General features: G+C 70.8%; 12 protein-coding genes. 11 read left to right on the plus strand and 1 reads right to left on the minus strand.

Annotation, left to right across the window (positions count from 1 at the left end):
• Nucleotides 1–55 precede the first annotated feature (55 nt).
• The 11 genes from LRD69_RS29610 to LRD69_RS29660 all read left to right on the plus strand — a co-directional run bounded on the left by LRD69_RS29610 (nucleotide 56) and on the right by LRD69_RS29660 (nucleotide 15,260).
• On the plus strand, nucleotides 56–1,288 hold the full coding sequence (locus LRD69_RS29610; protein ID WP_277324464.1) for a Gfo/Idh/MocA family oxidoreductase: 1,233 nt from the start codon (nucleotides 56–58) through the stop codon (nucleotides 1,286–1,288).
• A 12-nt stretch (nucleotides 1,289–1,300) separates the two neighbouring features.
• A complete protein-coding gene (locus LRD69_RS29615) occupies nucleotides 1,301–2,305 on the plus strand; it encodes a sugar phosphate isomerase/epimerase family protein (protein ID WP_277324463.1) in 1,005 nt (334 codons plus the stop codon).
• Nucleotides 2,306–2,747: 442 nt separating this feature from the next.
• The gene (locus tag LRD69_RS29620; RefSeq protein ID WP_277324462.1) at nucleotides 2,748–6,473 is read left to right on the plus strand and encodes a ThuA domain-containing protein; all 3,726 of its coding nucleotides are present in this window, start codon (nucleotides 2,748–2,750) and stop codon (nucleotides 6,471–6,473) included.
• Nucleotides 6,474–6,614: 141 nt separating this feature from the next.
• Nucleotides 6,615–7,733, plus strand: a complete 1,119-nt coding sequence (locus tag LRD69_RS29625; protein ID WP_277324461.1) for an inositol-3-phosphate synthase — start codon at nucleotides 6,615–6,617, stop codon at nucleotides 7,731–7,733.
• Nucleotides 7,730–9,058, plus strand: coding sequence for a UbiA family prenyltransferase (locus LRD69_RS29630; RefSeq protein WP_277324460.1), 1,329 nt, complete (start codon nucleotides 7,730–7,732; stop codon nucleotides 9,056–9,058). Before LRD69_RS29625 ends, LRD69_RS29630 begins: the two co-directional genes overlap by 4 nt.
• Nucleotides 9,055–9,936: a sugar phosphate isomerase/epimerase family protein gene (locus tag LRD69_RS29635; RefSeq protein WP_277324459.1), complete on the plus strand. Its 882-nt coding sequence runs from the start codon at nucleotides 9,055–9,057 to the stop codon at nucleotides 9,934–9,936. The genes LRD69_RS29630 and LRD69_RS29635 overlap by 4 nt, the downstream gene beginning before the upstream one ends.
• Entirely contained in the window at nucleotides 9,927–10,616 is a 690-nt protein-coding gene (locus LRD69_RS29640) for an EboA domain-containing protein (protein ID WP_277324458.1), read from the plus strand. The genes LRD69_RS29635 and LRD69_RS29640 overlap by 10 nt, the downstream gene beginning before the upstream one ends.
• A complete protein-coding gene (locus tag LRD69_RS29645) occupies nucleotides 10,616–11,464 on the plus strand; it encodes a TatD family hydrolase (protein ID WP_277324457.1) in 849 nt (282 codons plus the stop codon). Before LRD69_RS29640 ends, LRD69_RS29645 begins: the two co-directional genes overlap by 1 nt.
• A gap of 4 nt (nucleotides 11,465–11,468) precedes the next feature.
• The gene (gene eboE, locus LRD69_RS29650) at nucleotides 11,469–12,644 is read left to right on the plus strand and encodes a metabolite traffic protein EboE (protein WP_277324456.1); all 1,176 of its coding nucleotides are present in this window, start codon (nucleotides 11,469–11,471) and stop codon (nucleotides 12,642–12,644) included.
• Nucleotides 12,641–14,050: a nucleotide pyrophosphatase/phosphodiesterase family protein gene (locus tag LRD69_RS29655; RefSeq protein ID WP_277324455.1), complete on the plus strand. Its 1,410-nt coding sequence runs from the start codon at nucleotides 12,641–12,643 to the stop codon at nucleotides 14,048–14,050. Before eboE ends, LRD69_RS29655 begins: the two co-directional genes overlap by 4 nt.
• A gap of 49 nt (nucleotides 14,051–14,099) precedes the next feature.
• Nucleotides 14,100–15,260, plus strand: a complete 1,161-nt coding sequence (locus LRD69_RS29660; protein ID WP_277324454.1) for a sugar phosphate isomerase/epimerase family protein — start codon at nucleotides 14,100–14,102, stop codon at nucleotides 15,258–15,260.
• Between the two features lie 284 nt (nucleotides 15,261–15,544).
• Here the strand turns inward: LRD69_RS29660 and LRD69_RS29665 are convergent, their stop codons facing one another.
• Nucleotides 15,545–16,933 (minus strand): OFA family MFS transporter, encoded by a 1,389-nt coding sequence (locus tag LRD69_RS29665; protein ID WP_277329569.1) that lies wholly within the window; start codon nucleotides 16,931–16,933, stop codon nucleotides 15,545–15,547.
• Between the last annotated feature and the right edge of the window lie 50 nt (nucleotides 16,934–16,983).

Below are 16,983 nucleotides of genomic sequence, written 5' to 3' on the forward strand. Positions count from 1 at the left end.
AGGGTGCTGACCCTCCTGCAGCCCCCACCGAAGCACCGATGAGGAGGAAGCCCGTATGGCCCGTAGGGAAGAGACGGAGCAGGAGGCCGCTGCGCCGCCGACGAGGAAGCCGGAGCGACCGCTCGGGATCGGCATGGTCGGATACGCGTTCATGGGCGCCGCCCACTCCCAGGGGTGGCGCACCGTGGGACACGTTTTCGACCTGCCGATGCGGCCGGCTCTCGCCGCGATCTGCGGACGCGACCGTGCGGCGGTCACCGCCGCCGCCGAGCGTCACGGCTGGGCGGCGGCGGAGACCGACTGGCGCGCCCTGATCGCCCGGGACGACGTCCAGCTCGTCGACATCTGCACTCCCGGCGACAGCCATGCGGAAATCGCCATCGCCGCCCTGGAGGCCGGCAAGCACGTGCTGTGCGAGAAGCCGCTCGCCAACACGGTTGCCGAGGCGGAGGCCATGACCGAGGCCGCGGAACGGGCCAGGGCCCGTGGCCAGGTGGCGATGGTCGGCTTCAACTACCGCAAGGCGCCGGCGATCGCCTACGCACGGAAGATGATCAGCGACGGCAGGCTCGGCTCCCTGCGGCACGTACGGGCCACCTACCTCCAGGACTGGCTGGTCGATCCCGAGTCGCCGCTCACCTGGCGGCTGGACCGCGAGCGCGCCGGATCCGGTGCGCTGGGCGACCTCGGGGCCCACATCGTCGACCTCGCGCAGTATCTGGCGGGGGAGCTGCTGGTGGGGGTGTCCGCGATGTCCGAGACCTTCGTACGGGACAGGCCCCTGCTCGCAGGAGCGTCGGCGGGGCTCTCGGGCTCGGCCGACAGCGAGGCGCGGGGGGCGGTCACCGTCGACGACGCGGCTCTGTTCACCGGCAGGCTCGCTTCCGGAGCGCTGGCCTCGTTCGAGGCGACGCGTATGGCGGCGGGCCGCAAGAACGCGCTGCGGCTGGAGCTCAACGGGGAGCGCGGCTCGCTCGCCTTCGACCTGGAGCGACTGAACGAGCTGTCCTTCCACGACCACACCGAACCCGCCACCACCGCGGGGTTCCGCCGCATCCTCGTCACGGAGCCCGAGCATCCGTACCTGGAGGCGTGGTGGCCGCCGGGTCACGCCCTCGGCTACGAGCACACCTTCATCCACCAGGCCCGCGACCTCGTCCGGACGATCGCCGAAGGGGCGGACCCCGTGCCGTCGTTCGCCGACGGACTCCAGGTGCAGCGGGTGCTCGCGGCGGTGGAGGAGAGCGCCGAGAAGAACTCCGTACTCACCCCGGTACACACCCCGTAGGAGGTTCCGCGCATGCCCCGTCCCTTCACTCTCTTCACCGGCCAGTGGGCCGATCTGCCGCTGGAGGAGGTCTGCCGGCTGGCCCGCGACTTCGGCTACGACGGGCTCGAACTCGCCTGTTGGGGCGACCACTTCGAGGTCGACAAGGCCCTCGCCGACCCGGGCTACCTGCCGGGGCGGCACCAGCTGCTCGACAAGTACGGGCTGAAGTGCTGGGCGATCTCCAACCACCTTGTCGGCCAGGCGGTCTGCGACAACCCGATCGACGAGCGGCACCAGGGGATCCTGCCCGCCAGGATCTGGGGCGACGGCGAGCCCGAAGGGGTACGGCAGCGGGCCGCCGAGGAGATCAAGAACACCGCGCGCGCCGCCGCGGCCTTCGGGGTCGACACCGTCATCGGCTTCACCGGCTCGTCGATCTGGCACCTGGTGGCGATGTTCCCGCCGGTGCCGCCGCGGATGATCGAGCGGGGGTACGAGGACTTCGCCGAGCGCTGGAACCCGATCCTCGACGTGTTCGACGCGGAGGGCGTGCGGTTCGCCCACGAGGTGCACCCCAGCGAGATCGCGTACGACTACTGGACCACGCACCGTGCTCTGGAGGCCGTCGACCACCGTGCCGCGTTCGGGCTGAACTTCGACCCGAGCCACTTCGTCTGGCAGGACCTCGATCCGGTCGGCTTCCTCTACGACTTCCGGGACCGGATCTACCACGTGGACTGCAAGGAGGCCCGCAAGCGCCTCGACGGGCGCAACGGCCGCCTCGGCTCGCACCTGCCATGGGGTGATCCGCGGCGCGGCTGGGACTTCGTCTCCGGCGGGCACGGTGACGTGCCGTGGGAGGACGTGTTCCGCATGCTCCGGTCGATCCACTACGAGGGGCCGATCTCGGTGGAGTGGGAGGACGCGGGCATGGACCGGCTGGCGGGCGCGCCCGAAGCGCTTGCCACGCTGAAGCGGTACGACTTCGACCCGCCGGCGGCGTCGTTCGACGCGGCGTTCGGGGGCGGCGACTGACGGTGTTTCCGGGGGCTCGGCCCCCGGAACCCCGCTCCTCGATCGCCGGGGAAGCCTGATTCTCCGTCCGGGCGGCGCCTTGGGTGCTGCCCGGCACGACCAGGCCTGCCCGGCGTCCGAGGACCGGGGGCCCGGGGCACTGCCCCGGTTTCGGGAAGGACGGGCAGGGGGAACAGCCCCCGCCCGGCGTCACTCCGCGCACCCCCGGGGCGATTCCGCATGCCCTCACCGGCCTTTGTCCTGATGCAGGAAAAAGTTCAACTCAACTGCTGCGCAAAGGCTTTCCGTGCAGGACGAACGGGTCTACGGTCCATGGGGTGTACACGACATAACTCTCGTCACCGGGGCCCCATCAGGCCCTCATGTGACCTGCGCGGCAGTCCCCGCGCGGAACGGCTCGGCACTACCCGCCCGTACAACCGGCACTTTCCGGAGGACACTCGTGCACAGAAGCAGAAGCAGAAGCAAACGCAGGACCGGGCTCCGTAAGTCCCTCGCCCTGCTCACCGGCGGCCTCCTCACCGCCGCCACCCTCGCCCTCGGCGCCACCCCCGGCGCCTCCGCAGCGTCCGCGGCCTCGCCGGCCGCCACCGATGCCGCGGCGGCCGAGGACTTCCAGCAGGTCACCCTCGCCAAGGGTGCCGCCGAAACCGGCGAACCCATGTCGCTGGCGGTCCTCCCGGACCGCAGCGTCCTGCACACCTCGCGCAGCGGCGAGCTGCGGATTACCGACAGCGCCGGCAACACCAGGGTCTCCGGTGTCCTGCCCGTCTACTCGCACGACGAGGAAGGCCTCCAGGGCGTAGGCGTCGACCCCGACTTCGACACGAACCGGGCGATCTACCTCTACTACGCGCCCCCGCTGGACACCCCGTCCGGCGACGCCCCGGAGACAGGCACCGCCGCCGACTTCGCCAAGTTCGACGGCGTCAACCGGCTCTCCCGCTTCGTCCTCAAGGAGGACGGCACCCTCGACCTGAGCAGCGAGAAGAAGGTCCTCGACGTCAAGACGTCGCGCGGCATCTGCTGTCACGTCGGCGGCGACATCGACTTCGACGCGCAGGGCAACCTGTACCTGTCGACCGGCGACGACTCCAACCCCTTCGCCTCCGACGGTTACGCACCGATCGACGAGCGCCCGGACCGGAACCCAGCGTTCGACGCCCGGCGCTCCGCGGGCAACACCAACGACCTGCGCGGCAAGCTCCTCCGGATCAAGGTCGCGGAGGACGGCTCGTACACCATCCCCGAGGGCAACCTCTTCGCCCCGGGCACGGACAAGACGCGGCCCGAGATCTACGCGATGGGCTTCCGCAACCCGTTCCGCTTCAGCGTCGACAAGGCCACCGGTATCGCGTACGTCGGTGACTACGGTCCCGACGCGGGCGCGGCCGACCCGAAGCGCGGACCCGGCGGACAGGTCGAGTTCGCCCGGGTGACCAAGGCGGCCAACTTCGGCTGGCCGTTCTGCACCGGGAACAACGATCCCTTCGTCGACTACGACTTCGCGACGCAGACGTCCGGCGCGACCTTCGACTGCGCCGCACCGAAGAACACCTCGCCGCACAACACCGGCCTGGTCGACCTTCCCCCGGCGCAGCCCGCCTGGATCCCGTACGACGGCGGATCCGTGCCCGAGTTCGGCACCGGCTCCGAGTCGCCGATGGGCGGCCCCGTCTACCACTACGACCCGAACCTCGACTCGCCCGTGAAGTTCCCCGAGGCGTACGACGGGGACTTCTTCGCCGGTGAGTTCGGCCGGCAGTGGATCAAGCGGATCGAGCAGGACGGCGACGGCGCCGTTCAGTCCATCAACGACATCCCGTGGTCCGGGACCCAGGTGATGGACATGGCCTTCGGCCCGGACGGGGCGCTGTACGTCCTGGACTACGGCCTCTCCTGGTTCGGCGGCGACGAGCACTCCGCGCTCTACCGCATCGAGAACGCCACCGGCGGGCACTCGCCGATCGCCGAGGCCACTTCCAACAAGACGTCCGGTACCGCACCGCTGAAGGTGCAGTTCTCCTCCGCGGGCACCACGGACTCCGACAACGACTCGCTCACCTACGCCTGGGACTTCGGCGACGGCGGTACGTCGACCGCCGCGAACCCCACGTACACGTACAAGAAGAACGGCACCTACACCGCGACCGTCACCGCCAAGGACCCCACCGGCCGCACCGGTTCGGCAAGTGCCCATGTGACCGTCGGCAACACCGCACCCACGGTGAATCTGGAACTCCCGGGTGACGGGCAGCTGTTCACCTTCGGCGACGAGATCCCGTTCAAGGTGACCGTCACCGACCCGGAGGACGGCACGATCGACTGCTCGAAGGTCCAGGTCAGCTTCGTACTCGGCCATGACAACCATGGCCACCCGATCACCACGGAGCACGGCTGCTCCGGCACCGTCAAGACCGAGATGGACGGCGGGCACGACCCGAACGCCAACATCTTCGGAGTCATCGACGCCTCGTACACCGATGGCGGGGGCGGCGGCCAGGCCGCACTCTCCGGCCACGACCAGGCGCAGCTCCAGCCCCGCCACCGGCAGGCCGAGCACTTCACCTCGTCGTCTGGCATCCAGACGTTCGACAAGGCGAACGCAGAGGGCGGCAAGACGGTCGGCGACATCAACAACGACGACTGGATCGCCTTCAAGCCGTACATCCTCGGTGACTCCACCAAGCTCACCGCCCGGATCTCGTCCGGTGGCGCCGGTGGCTTCCTCGAGGTACGGACCGGCTCCGCGACCGGCAAGATCCTCGGCTCCGCCCCGGTGCCGGTGACCGGCAGCTGGGAGACCTTCCAGGACATCGACGTACCGCTGCGCGGCGTCCCGAAGCAGGCCACGGAACTCTTCCTGGTCTTCAAGGGCGGCGACGGTGCGCTCTACGACATCGACGACTTCGAGCTCTCCAACAGCGCCCCCGACCGGACCGCCAAGCGGGTCCTGGTCTTCTCGAAGACGGCCGGCTTCCGCCACGACGCGATTCCCGAGGGCATCGCCGCACTGAAGGAACTCGGCGCGAGCAGCAACATCACCGTCGACGCCACGGAGGAGGCAGGCCAGTTCACCACCAGCAACCTGGCCCGCTACGACGCCGTCGTCTTCCTCTCCACGACCGGTGACGTTCTCAACGCCGACCAGCAGAAGGCGTTCGAGAACTACATCGCCGGCGGTGGCGGCTACATGGGCGTGCACGCCGCCGCGGACACCGAGTACGACTGGGCGTTCTACGGCGGACTGGTCGGCTCGTACTTCGCCGGGCACCCCGCGATCCAGCCCGTCACCGTCCGCGTCGAGGACCACAAGAACCCGGCGACCGCCCACCTCGACGACGCCTGGGTCCGAACCGATGAGCTGTACAACTACCGCACCAACCCGCGCGACAAGGTGAAGGTCCTCGCCACGCTCGACGAGACGACCTACACCGGCGGCACCATGAAGGGCGATCACCCGATCACCTGGTGCCAGTCCTACGGGGGCGGCCGCTCCTTCTACACCGGCCTCGGCCACACCAAGGAGTCGTACGCCGAACCGGCCTTCCGCCAGCTCCTCCTCGGCGGTGTCCGGTACGCGGCCGGCCAGGTCAGTGCCGACTGCAAGCCGGACACCGGCTACCGGCCGATCTTCAACGGCAAGACGCTGGAAGGCTGGAAGCAGGCCGGCCCGGGGAAGTTCAACGTCGTCGACGGTGAACTCCGCTCCGAGGGCGGCCTGGGCCTCCTCACCTACCAGCCCAAGGAGCTCGGGTCCTACTCGCTGAAGCTCGACTGGAAGCTGGCGGGCGACGACAACTCCGGTGTCTTCGTCGGCTTCCCGGAGTCCGACGACCCCTGGTCCGCGGTGAACAACGGCTACGAGGTCCAGATCGACGCCACCGACGCCCCCGACCGCACCACGGGCGCCATCTACACCTTCAAGGCGGCGAACATCAAGGCCCGCGACCAGGTCCTGCGGCCGCCGGGCCAGTGGAACAGCTACGAGATCAAGGTCCAGGGTGAACGGCTCCAGGTCTTCCTCAACGGAGTCAAGATCAACGACTTCACCAACACCGATCCCGTACGCAGCCTGAAGGACGGCTACATCGGCCTGCAGAACCACGGGGCCGACGACCAGGTGTCCTTCCGCAACATCGAGTTGAAGGAGCTGCCCGCCGCATAGGCGGCAGCCACAGTCCGACGGCGGGCGGGGCGACGGCCCTACCCCGCCCGCCGTCACCACCACTTCCCTGCCCGCCACCGACCGAACAGCGCCGCGCTCTTCGCACTGCCCAGCCAGGATCCCAGCCAGGGAGGCAGCCCCGTGTCAGCACATGCCGTTCGTACCGGAGTCTGGTTCATCGGAGCACGCGGCTCCGTCGCCACCACCGCCACAGCGGGCTGCGCGGCCGTCGCGGCGGGGCTCCACCCGGCGGCGGGCATGGTCACCGAGACCGCGCCCTTCGCCGGCAGCGGGCTGCCGGCGCTGACCTCCCTGGTATTCGGCGGACACGACACCGTCGACTGCCCCCTGCCCAAGCGGGCCGAGGCCCTGGCCGCCGGGGGAGTGCTCCCGCACGGGCTGCCCTCGGCAGTACGGTCCGAACTCGCCGCGGCCGACGCGGAGATACGCCCCGGTGGGCCGCTGCCCGGCGACACCCGCACCGACGAAGAGCTCATCGCCGCATTCGCCGCCGACCTCACCGACTTCGGCCGCCGCAACGACCTGGCCCGCACCGTCGTGGTGAACGTCGCCTCGACCGAACCGCTCCCGGAACCCGGGCAGCACCGGCTGCCCGCCAGCTCGCTCTACGCCGCGGCGGCGCTCCGGGCCGGCTGCCCCTACGTCAACTTCACCCCCTCGACCGGGCTGCGCACCCCCGCGCTCCAGGACGCCGTCGCGGAATGCGGACTTCCTCACGCAGGCCGCGACGGCAAGACGGGCCAGACGCTGCTCCGCTCCGTACTCGCCCCGATGTTCGTGCAGCGCGCCCTGCCCGTACGGGCCTGGTCCGGCACGAATCTGCTGGGCGGCGGGGACGGGGCGGCGCTGGCCGACCCGGCCGCGGCGGCGGCGAAGAACGCGGGCAAGGAACGGGTTCTCGCCGACACCCTGGGCGCCGCTCCCGAGGGCGAGGTGCACATCGACGACGTGCCGGCCCTCGGCGACTGGAAGACGGCCTGGGACCACATCGCGTTCGACGGATTCCTCGGGGCGCGTATGGTCCTCCAGACGACATGGCAGGGGTGTGACTCGGCGCTGGCCGCCCCGCTGGTCCTGGACCTGGCGCGGCTGCTCGCCCGCGCCCATGAAGCGGGACTGGTGGGCCCACGGCCCGAACTCGGCTTCTACTTCAAGGACCCGGACGGCGGGCCCGCCGCACTCTCCGACCAGTATCTGCAGCTGCTGGCCTTCGCCGAAACGCTGCGGGGGCAGGAATGACGGCCGCGGTACGCGCCTGGGCCGAACTGCTGCGGGTATCGGCGCTGTTCACCGTCCCCGGTGATGCGCTGGCCGGGGCGGCGGCCATCGGCCGGCGCCCCAACGGGGGCACTGCACTGGCTGTCGGGGCCTCCCTCTGTCTCTACGAGGCGGGCATGGCCCTCAACGACTGGGCGGACCGCGACGAGGACGCCGTCGACCGCCCGCACCGCCCGATCCCCTCGGGCCAGATCACTCCCGGCGCGGCCCTGGCTGCAGCCGGTGCCCTGACGGCCGCAGGTCTGACGCTGGCCGCCCACGCGGGCCGTCCGGCCCTGACGGTGGCCACGGGCCTCGCGGCAACGGTCTGGGCGTACGACCTCCGCCTGAAGCACACCCAGGCCGGCCCGGCAGCGATGGCGGCGGCCCGCGCACTGGACCTCCTGCTGGGAGCGACGGCGACGGCGACGGCGACGGCGGGGGCGGGGGCAGGTACGGGTGCGACGAGCTCACGCACCGCAGCCCCGCCCGCTGCTGGCGCGGTCACTCCGTCCGCGACAGCCACGGGCTTCGTCGGGGCATCCGCCCCCTCCCGGTCCGTGGCGGGGAAGCGGCGAGGCGGCCCGGTCGCCCGGCTGCTCGGCCGGATCGGCCGTGCGGTGGCGACGGCGACCGCGGATCGCGAACCCCGCCGCGCGGAGCCGCCCCGGCACGTACAGGCCCCTGCCCGCCCGGTCGGCATCGCCCGCACCGAGGGCCCGACCGGCACGCCGGGCGCCGTACGCAGGGCCGGCACCGTCCATCCCGGGCGCACCGCCCTTCCCCGGGGCACCACCCGCACCCTGAGCCCCGTCGACTCCGCGGTTCGTGCTGCCGTGCCGGCCGCCGCCCTGCTCGGGGCGCACACCTACGCCGTCACCGCGGTCTCACGCCACGAGGCGCAGGGCGGTTCCACCGCCGTGCCCCTCGGCGCGCTCGCGGCGGTCGCCGCGCTGGGCGCCGTCACGGTGCGTGGGCAGCAGGGGCTCGGTGGCCTGCCCCGACTACCGGGAAGGGACGGGCCGGGGGACCACCACCGCCCCCGGGCCGGAACCTCCACGCCACCCGGCGTCCTCCTCACCGCACTCACCGCCACCTACTTCCGCACCGCCGCCGAGCCGCTCCTCCACGCCGCCCTCAATCCGTCAGCGCCCCTCACCCAACGCGCCGTCGGCAGCGGCATCCGGGCGATGATCCCGCTCCAGGCCGCGCTCGCCGCCCGCGCCGGAGCGGCCGCCACCGGGCTCGCCGTCATGGGGCTGGTTCCCCTCGCCCGGACCCTCGCCCGGAAGGTGAGCCTCACATGACGATCCGCCTCGGCTACGGCACCAACGGCCTCACCGACCTCCGCCTGGACGACGCCCTGGAACTCCTCGCGGACCTCGGCTACGACGGCGTCGGCCTCACCCTCGACCACATGCACCTCGACCCTCTCGCCCCGGACCTCGCCGCACGCACCCGGCACGTGGCGGCCGCGCTCGACCGGTCCGGGCTCGGCGTGACCATCGAGACGGGGGCCCGCTATGTCCTCGACCCACGCCGCAAACACGGACCGTCCCTCCTCGATCCGGACCCGGAGGCCCGCGCCGTCCGGACCCGGCTGCTGCTGCGCGCCGTCGACGTCGCCGCCGACCTCGGCGCCCACGCCGTGCACTGCTTCAGCGGCATCACCCCACCCGGCACCTGCCCTGAGACGGCCTGGCAGCGGCTGACGGACGCGCTCGCCCCCGTGCTCGACGCCGCGGCCCGCACCGGCGTCCCGCTCGCCATCGAGCCCGAACCCGGTCATCTCCTCGCCACCCTCTCGGACTTCCACCATCTCCGTGTCCTCAGCGGCGACCCCGAACCGCTCGGGCTCACCCTCGACATCGGTCACTGCCAGTGCCTGGAACCGGCCGCGCCCGCCGACTGCGTGCGGGCCGCCGCCCCCTGGCTGCGGCACGTGCAGATCGAGGACATGCGCCGGGGCGTCCACGAACACCTTCCGTTCGGCGACGGCGAGATCGACTTCCCACCCGTGCTCGAGGCGCTCGACGCCCTGGGCGACACCGGATACCACGGCCTCACCGTCGTCGAACTGCCCCGCCACTCCCACGCGGGGCCCGAACTGGCCAGGACGTCCGTCGAGTTCCTGCGGTCCCGGATCCCGTCGATGTCCTCGAAGGGAGCGACACCATGCCGATGACCCCGCCGGTGACCCGCGAACAACTTGACGCACAACTGGGCGGTGCCGCACGCGCCTGGCTCGACGAGGCCCTCGCCGAGGCCGCCCACACCGCCGTCCACGCGGACACCGCACCCGGCAGCCGTTACGCCGTACCCCCGTGGGAGCTCAGATTCGCCGCCGCGGGCCGGCACTGCGGACTCGAGCACGCCGACTCCGTGCGCGCCCTGCTGCTCCTCGAAGCCCGCGCCGGTCTGCCCGTCGCGACCAGGCTCTACGAACACGGCACCGCCGCCGAACGCCGCGCCGTCCTCCTCACCCTGCACCGGCTGGACCTCGGCCCCACCGCTCTCGCGCTCGTCGAGGACGCCCTGCGTACCAACGACACCCGGCTGGTCGCCGCCGCCGTCGGCCCGTACGCCGCCGCCCATCTCGACGCGCACCAATGGCGGCACGCCATCCTCAAGTGCCTCTTCACCGGTGTCCCCGTAGATGCCGTCGACGGACTGGCGCGGCGCGCGCGAGGCGACGCCGAACTCGCCCGCATGCTCGGCGACTTCGCGGCCGAGCGCACCGCTGCCGGCCGCACCGTCCCCGACGACCTGCGCCGGGTCCTCGCCCTCACGGCCCCCGCCCCCTTCCCCGAACCCTCGAACGAACTCGAGCAGGGGAGCGCCCAACCCCCCACGGAGGAGTCCTGATGCGCATCTTCGACCCGCACATCCATATGACCTCCCGCACCACGGACGACTACCAGGCGATGTACGACGCAGGTGTCCGTGCCCTCGTCGAACCCTCCTTCTGGCTCGGCCAGCCCCGGACCTCGCCCGCCAGCTTCATCGACTACTTCGACGCCCTGCTCGGCTGGGAACCCTTCCGTGCCGCCCAGTACGGCATCGCCCACCACTGCACGCTCGCCCTCAACCCCAAGGAGGCGAACGACCCCCGCTGCACTCCGGTGCTGGACGCCCTGCCGCGCTATCTCGTCAAGGACTCGGTCGTCGCCGTCGGCGAGATCGGCTACGACTCCATGACCCCCGCCGAGGACACCGCCCTCGCCGCCCAGCTCCAGCTCGCCGCCGACCACGGGCTCCCCGCCCTCGTCCACACCCCGCACCGCGACAAGCTCGCCGGTCTGCAGCGCACCATCGACGTCATCCGCGAGTCCCACCTCGCCCCGGAACGGGTCGTGCTCGATCACCTCAACGAGACGACCGTGAAGGACGCCGTTGACAGCGGCTGCTGGGCCGGCTTCTCCATCTACCCCGACACCAAGATGGACGAGGACCGCATGGTCGCGGTCCTGAGGACCTACGGCACCGAGAAGATCCTGGTCAACTCGGCCGCGGACTGGGGCAAGAGCGATCCCCTCAAGACCCGCGGGGTCGGCGACGCCATGCTCGCCGCCGGGTTCAGCGACGACGACGTCGACCAGGTGCTCTGGCGCAACCCCGTCGCCTTCTACGGCCAGAGCGGCCGACTCCGACTCGACCTCACCACCCCCGATCCGCTCCACGAGGGGAACTCCATCCTCCGCGGAGGGGAGTGATCCGATGCGCTTCCGCCACCCCGACGGATCCACCGTCCACCTCGCGTACTGCACCAACGTGCACCCCGCCGAGACGCTGGACGGTGTCCGCGCCCAGCTGCGCGACCACTGCGAGCCCGTCCGCAAGCGCCTCGGCCGCGACCGCCTCGGCATCGGCCTCTGGCTCGCCAAGGACGCCGCGAACACCCTGATCAACGACCCCGCCCAGCTGCGTTCCCTGCGCGGGGAACTCGACCGGCGCGGTCTGGAGGTCGTCACCCTCAACGGCTTCCCGTACGAGGGCTTCGGGGCCGAAGAGGTCAAGTACCGGGTGTACAAGCCGGACTGGGCGGACCCCGAACGGCTCGCCCACACCACCGATCTCGCCCGGCTGCTCGCCACCCTGCTCCCCGAGGACGTCACCGAAGGCACCGTCTCCACCCTCCCGATCGCCTGGCGCACCCCGTACGCCGAGGACCCCGAGGCCGCCCGCACCGCGCACACCGCCCTCGTCACCCTCGCCGAACGCCTCGACGCCCTGGCCGAGCTGACCGGCAAGTCCATCCGGATCGGCCTCGAACCCGAACCGGGCTGCACGATCGAGACCACCGCCGACGCGATCGCCCCGCTCACCGCCGTCGGACACCACCGCATCGGCATCTGCGTCGACACCTGCCACCTCGCCACCTCCTTCGAGGACCCCGGCACCGCCCTCGACGCGCTCGCCGCAGCGGGCATCCCCGTCGCCAAGACCCAGCTCTCCGCCGCGCTCCACGCCGAACACCCGCACCTGCCGGAGGTGCGCGCCGCACTCGCCGCCTTCGCCGAACCGCGCTTCCTCCACCAGACCCGCACGCTCACCACCCACGGACTGCGCGGCACCGACGACCTCGAGGAAGCCGTCAGCGGCCGGGCCCTGCCCGACGGCACCCCGTGGCGAGCCCACTTCCATGTGCCGCTGCACGCACCACCCGCCCCACCGCTCACCTCCACCCTCCCGGTGCTCGGGGCCGCGCTGACCCGCCTGGTCGGCGGTGCCCACCCGCTGACCCGTCACCTGGAGGTCGAGACGTACACCTGGCAGGCGCTCCCCGCCGAGCTGCGCCCCCGTACCCGCGCCCAGCTCGCCGACGGCATAGCCGCCGAACTCACCCTCGCCCGCGACCTCCTGGTCGACCTCGGCCTCAAGGAGCTCCCATGACCGCAGCCGAAACGGGTACGTCCCCGGACTCCACCCCCACCCCGCTTCTCGTCCTCGACGTCGTCGGGCTCACCCCCCGGCTCCTCGACCACATGCCGCACCTCAAGTCCCTCGGGCGGTCCGGCACCCACGCCCCCCTGGGCACGGTGCTGCCCGCCGTCACCTGCGCCGCCCAGTCCACCTTCCTCACCGGCACCACCCCCGCCGAGCACGGCATCGTCGCCAACGGCTGGTACTTCCGCGAGCTCGGCGACGTCCTGCTGTGGCGTCAGCACAACGGCCTGGTCGCCGGCGACAAGCTCTGGGACGCCGCCCGCCGTGTCCACCCCGGCTACACCGTCGCCAACATCTGCTGGTGGTACGCCATGGGCGCCGACACCGACATCACCGTCACCCCGCGCCCCGTCTACTACGCGGACGGGCGCAAGGAACCCGACTGCTACACCCGGCCGCCCGCCCTCCACGACGAACTCACCGAGAAGTTCGGCACGTTCCCCCTCTTCCACTTCTGGGGCCCCGGCGCCGACCTGGTCTCCTCGCAGTGGATCATCGACGCGACCCGGCACATCCTCGACACCCGCCGCCCCGACCTGGCCCTGTGCTACCTCCCGCACCTCGACTACGACCTCCAGCGCTACGGCCCCGACGACCCCCGCTCCTACCGCGCCGCCGCCGACCTCGACCGGGCCATGGCCCCGCTCCTGGACGACGCCCGCCGCGAGGGCCGCACCGTCGTGGCGCTCTCCGAATACGGCATCACCCGCGTCGACCGCCCGGTCGACATCAACCGGGCCCTGCGCCGCGCCGGACTGCTGGAGGTCCACACCCAGGACGGCATGGAGTACCTGGACCCGATGGCGTCCCGGGCCTTCGCCGTCGCCGACCACCAGCTCGCCCACGTCTACGTACGCCGCCCCGAGGACCTCGATGTCACCCGTGAAGCTCTCCAGGACGTCCAGGGCATCGAGCAGCTCCTCGACGACGAGGGCAAGAAGGCACACGGCCTCGACCACCCGCGCTCCGGCGAACTCGTCGCCGTCGCCGAGCCGGACGCCTGGTTCACGTACTACTACTGGCTCGACGACGCGCGCGCCCCCGACTTCGCGCAGCTCGTCGAGATCCACCGCAAACCCGGCTACGACCCGGTCGAACTCTTCCTGGACCCCCAGGACCCGTACGTACGGGTCAAGGCGGCCACCGCCGTGGCCCGCAAGAAGCTCGGCATGCGCTACCGCATGGCAGTCGTGCCCCTCGACCCCTCACCCATTCGAGGCAGCCACGGCCGCCTCCCCATGAGCGACGAAGAAGGTCCGCTCATCCTCTGCTCCACCCCCCACGCGTTCACCGGACCTGTCCGGGCCACCGAAGTGAAGTCCCTGCTCCTCACGCTTGCCGGCCTCGCATGAGTTCGGTCCGCGCACAGCGTTGCGAGCATCTTCGAGAAAGAGAGAGACCGTGACCGTGTACAACGACGAATCCGGAACGGACGGCGCCCTGCGCCGCAGCCTCGGCGTCAGTCGCCGCCGCTTTCTCAGCACCTGCACCGCCGCTGCGGCAACGGCGATCGCCGCGCCCGCCTTCGGCGCGTCGCCGGCCTTCGCCCAGCCCGCACCCCACCAGGGGCACGACGACCACGGCCACGGCCAGGATCTGGTCCCGGCGTCGAAGCGCGGAATCATCCTGTACACCGTGCGTGACGCCACGGGCCGGGATCCGCTCAGCACCGACCTTCCCTCGGGCTTCCGCGAGGTCTTCAAGGAGCTGGCCCGCTACGGCTACAAGCAGGTCGAGTTCGCCGGGTACGGCCAGCACGCCAATGCACCCGGCGGAAGCAACCTCGAAACGGTGGAGGGTGCGAAGCTGCTGCGCTCGTGGCTGGACGAATACGGTCTGCGCGCCCAGGGCAACCACGGCTTCATCCCGTCGTCCTGGCCGCTGAGCCAGAGCGACCTGGACCAGTTCAAGCGGACGCTCGAAATCGCGAACATCCTCGGCATGGACCACATGGGCACCGGTGGCGACCCCACCGGCAGCGCCTACCGTGCCGACTGGGACGTGGCCGCCGACAAGTGGAACGCCCTGGGGCAGATCGCTCATCGTGCGGGCATCAAGCTGTACACCCACAACCACGATGCGGCCTACGGCTTCCTGCTCGACGGCGGTCCGCTGGACGCACAGGGCCGGCCGACCCGCAGCTCCGGCATCCGCAAGCTCGAGTACTTCCTCACGGTCACCGACCCGAAGACCGTATGGCTGGAGATGGACATCTTCTGGGCGCACGTCGCCCAGTACAAGTTCCACACCTACACCGCGCACGACGGATCGCAGCAGGAGAACATCTTCGACCCCGCGGCACTGGTCCGCCGCAACAACAAGCGCTACCCGCTGTTCCACGCCAAGGACGGCGTCGTCAACACAACCAGCGGACAGGGCTACGACATGGTCCCCTTCGGTACCGGGGTCATCGACTACCGGACGTTCCTCAGCCGCGTCGGGCAGAAGAACTACCGCAACCCGATGGTCGAGCAGGACAACGCACCGAGCTCGACCGACCTCGCGCAGTCCCTGAAGCATGCGCGGATCGGCTACGACAACCTGGCGGCGCTGCGCAAGTAGGACCGAGACGGCACCGGACGGGCGGTCCGTGCCTCACCCCGGGCTCCTGACACCGGGGAGCAGCGCGAACGCCCGCCCGATGACGTCAGGGACCGTACGCTCCAAGGCTGTTACCAGGAGCGTACGGTCCCTGTCCGGCTTCCGGAACCGCGCGGGCGGCCGGGAATCTGTCGGTCGGTCTGGCGGATGGGGTGGACGTGGCGGGGGGCGTCGGTGATTGCGTGGGAGTCCGCGCCGGCCCGGGTGGCCGGCGCGGACTGGGTCAGGTGCGGTCCGGCGTCATGTCAGGAGATCTCCCGGCTGATCGGATGCGGGTTGGGTGCGATGTGTTTGGTGCTCGGCCGGCCCGGTGCGCGCAGGAACACCGCCAGTACCGCGGAGGCGAGTCCGATGCTGCCTGCCAGGGCGAAGGCCCCGCCGTAGCCCCAGGCGCCGACCACGAGCGCGCCGACACCGGAGCCGACCAGGCCGGAGATCAGCTTGGAGCTGTAGACCATTCCGTAGTTGGAGGCGTTGTTGTTCTCACCGAAGTAGTCCGCGGTCATCGCCGCGAACAGCGGGAAGATGGCGCCGCCACCGAAGCCGGAGACCATCGAGCAGAACAGGAAGAACGGCATCGACCCGATGTCGCCGGAGAAGAACACCCCGAACTGTGCGGATCCCAGGACGAGACAGACGATGATCAGTGTGTTGCGGCGTCCGTACCGGTCGGAGATCCAGCCGATGACTCCCCGGCCGGTCCCGTTCACGATCGCCTTGAGTGACATGGCCGTGGCCACGATGCCGCCGGCGAATCCCATTTCCTTGCCGAACGGCACCTGCATGGCGATACCGAAGATGTTGATGCCTGCCGTGCACAGCAGACAGAACCACATCATCCACAGCACCGGGGTCCGGGCCGCCTCGCGCGGGGTGTACTGCTTGACCGCCGGCGGGTTCTTGGCCAGCGACCGCACGATGCGCGGGTCGTCGGAGACCTTCAGCGGGTCGACGTGCGACGGCCACCAGTTCTTCGGCGGGTCCTTGAAGAACCAGCCGGCGACCGCGACGACCGCACAGCAGATGACCCCGACCGAGACCAGGACACCCTGGTAGTTGGACAGGTCCATGTACGAGGTGAAGAGGAACACGAACGGCACCGAGCCATAGGCGAAACCGCCGTTGACCATGCCGGTCTTGCCGCCCTTGCGTTCCGGGTACCACTTGCCGACCATGTTCACGCAGGTCGCGTAGACGAGTCCGGCGCCGATACCGCTGAACATGCCGAAGCCGAAGTAGGCGACGATGACATGCGGTGCGTACGCCAGTGAGAGATAGCCGAGCAGGGTGCCCAGCGCCCCGAGAAGCATCGCGCTCCTGGCCGGCAGCCGACCGCTCTCACGGAGCTGCCCCGCCGGGAAGGCGACGGCCGCCTGGAAGAAGATCCAGACACCCATCAGCCAGAAGATATGGCCGCTGGCCCACAAGTGGGCCTCGTGCAGCGTGTCCTCGGCGGACGTGAACGCGTACTCCGACGAGCTGATGCCCAGCATGCCCATCCAGGGGAAGAGCACCATCGTCCAGCGTGGGCGGCCCATGATGTCCCGGTCGGACTCACCCATCCGGTACACACGGCCGTTGCGGTCCGTCACCTCCCTGAAGGGGACGGATGTGGAGATGTCTGTCGTTGTCATGATCGATCGAACCCCTTGCGTGGAAGAAGTCTGGCCAGCGCCCCCTGTCC

This window comes from Streptomyces sp. JH14 (genome assembly GCF_029428675.1).
Classification (GTDB): domain Bacteria; phylum Actinomycetota; class Actinomycetes; order Streptomycetales; family Streptomycetaceae; genus Streptomyces.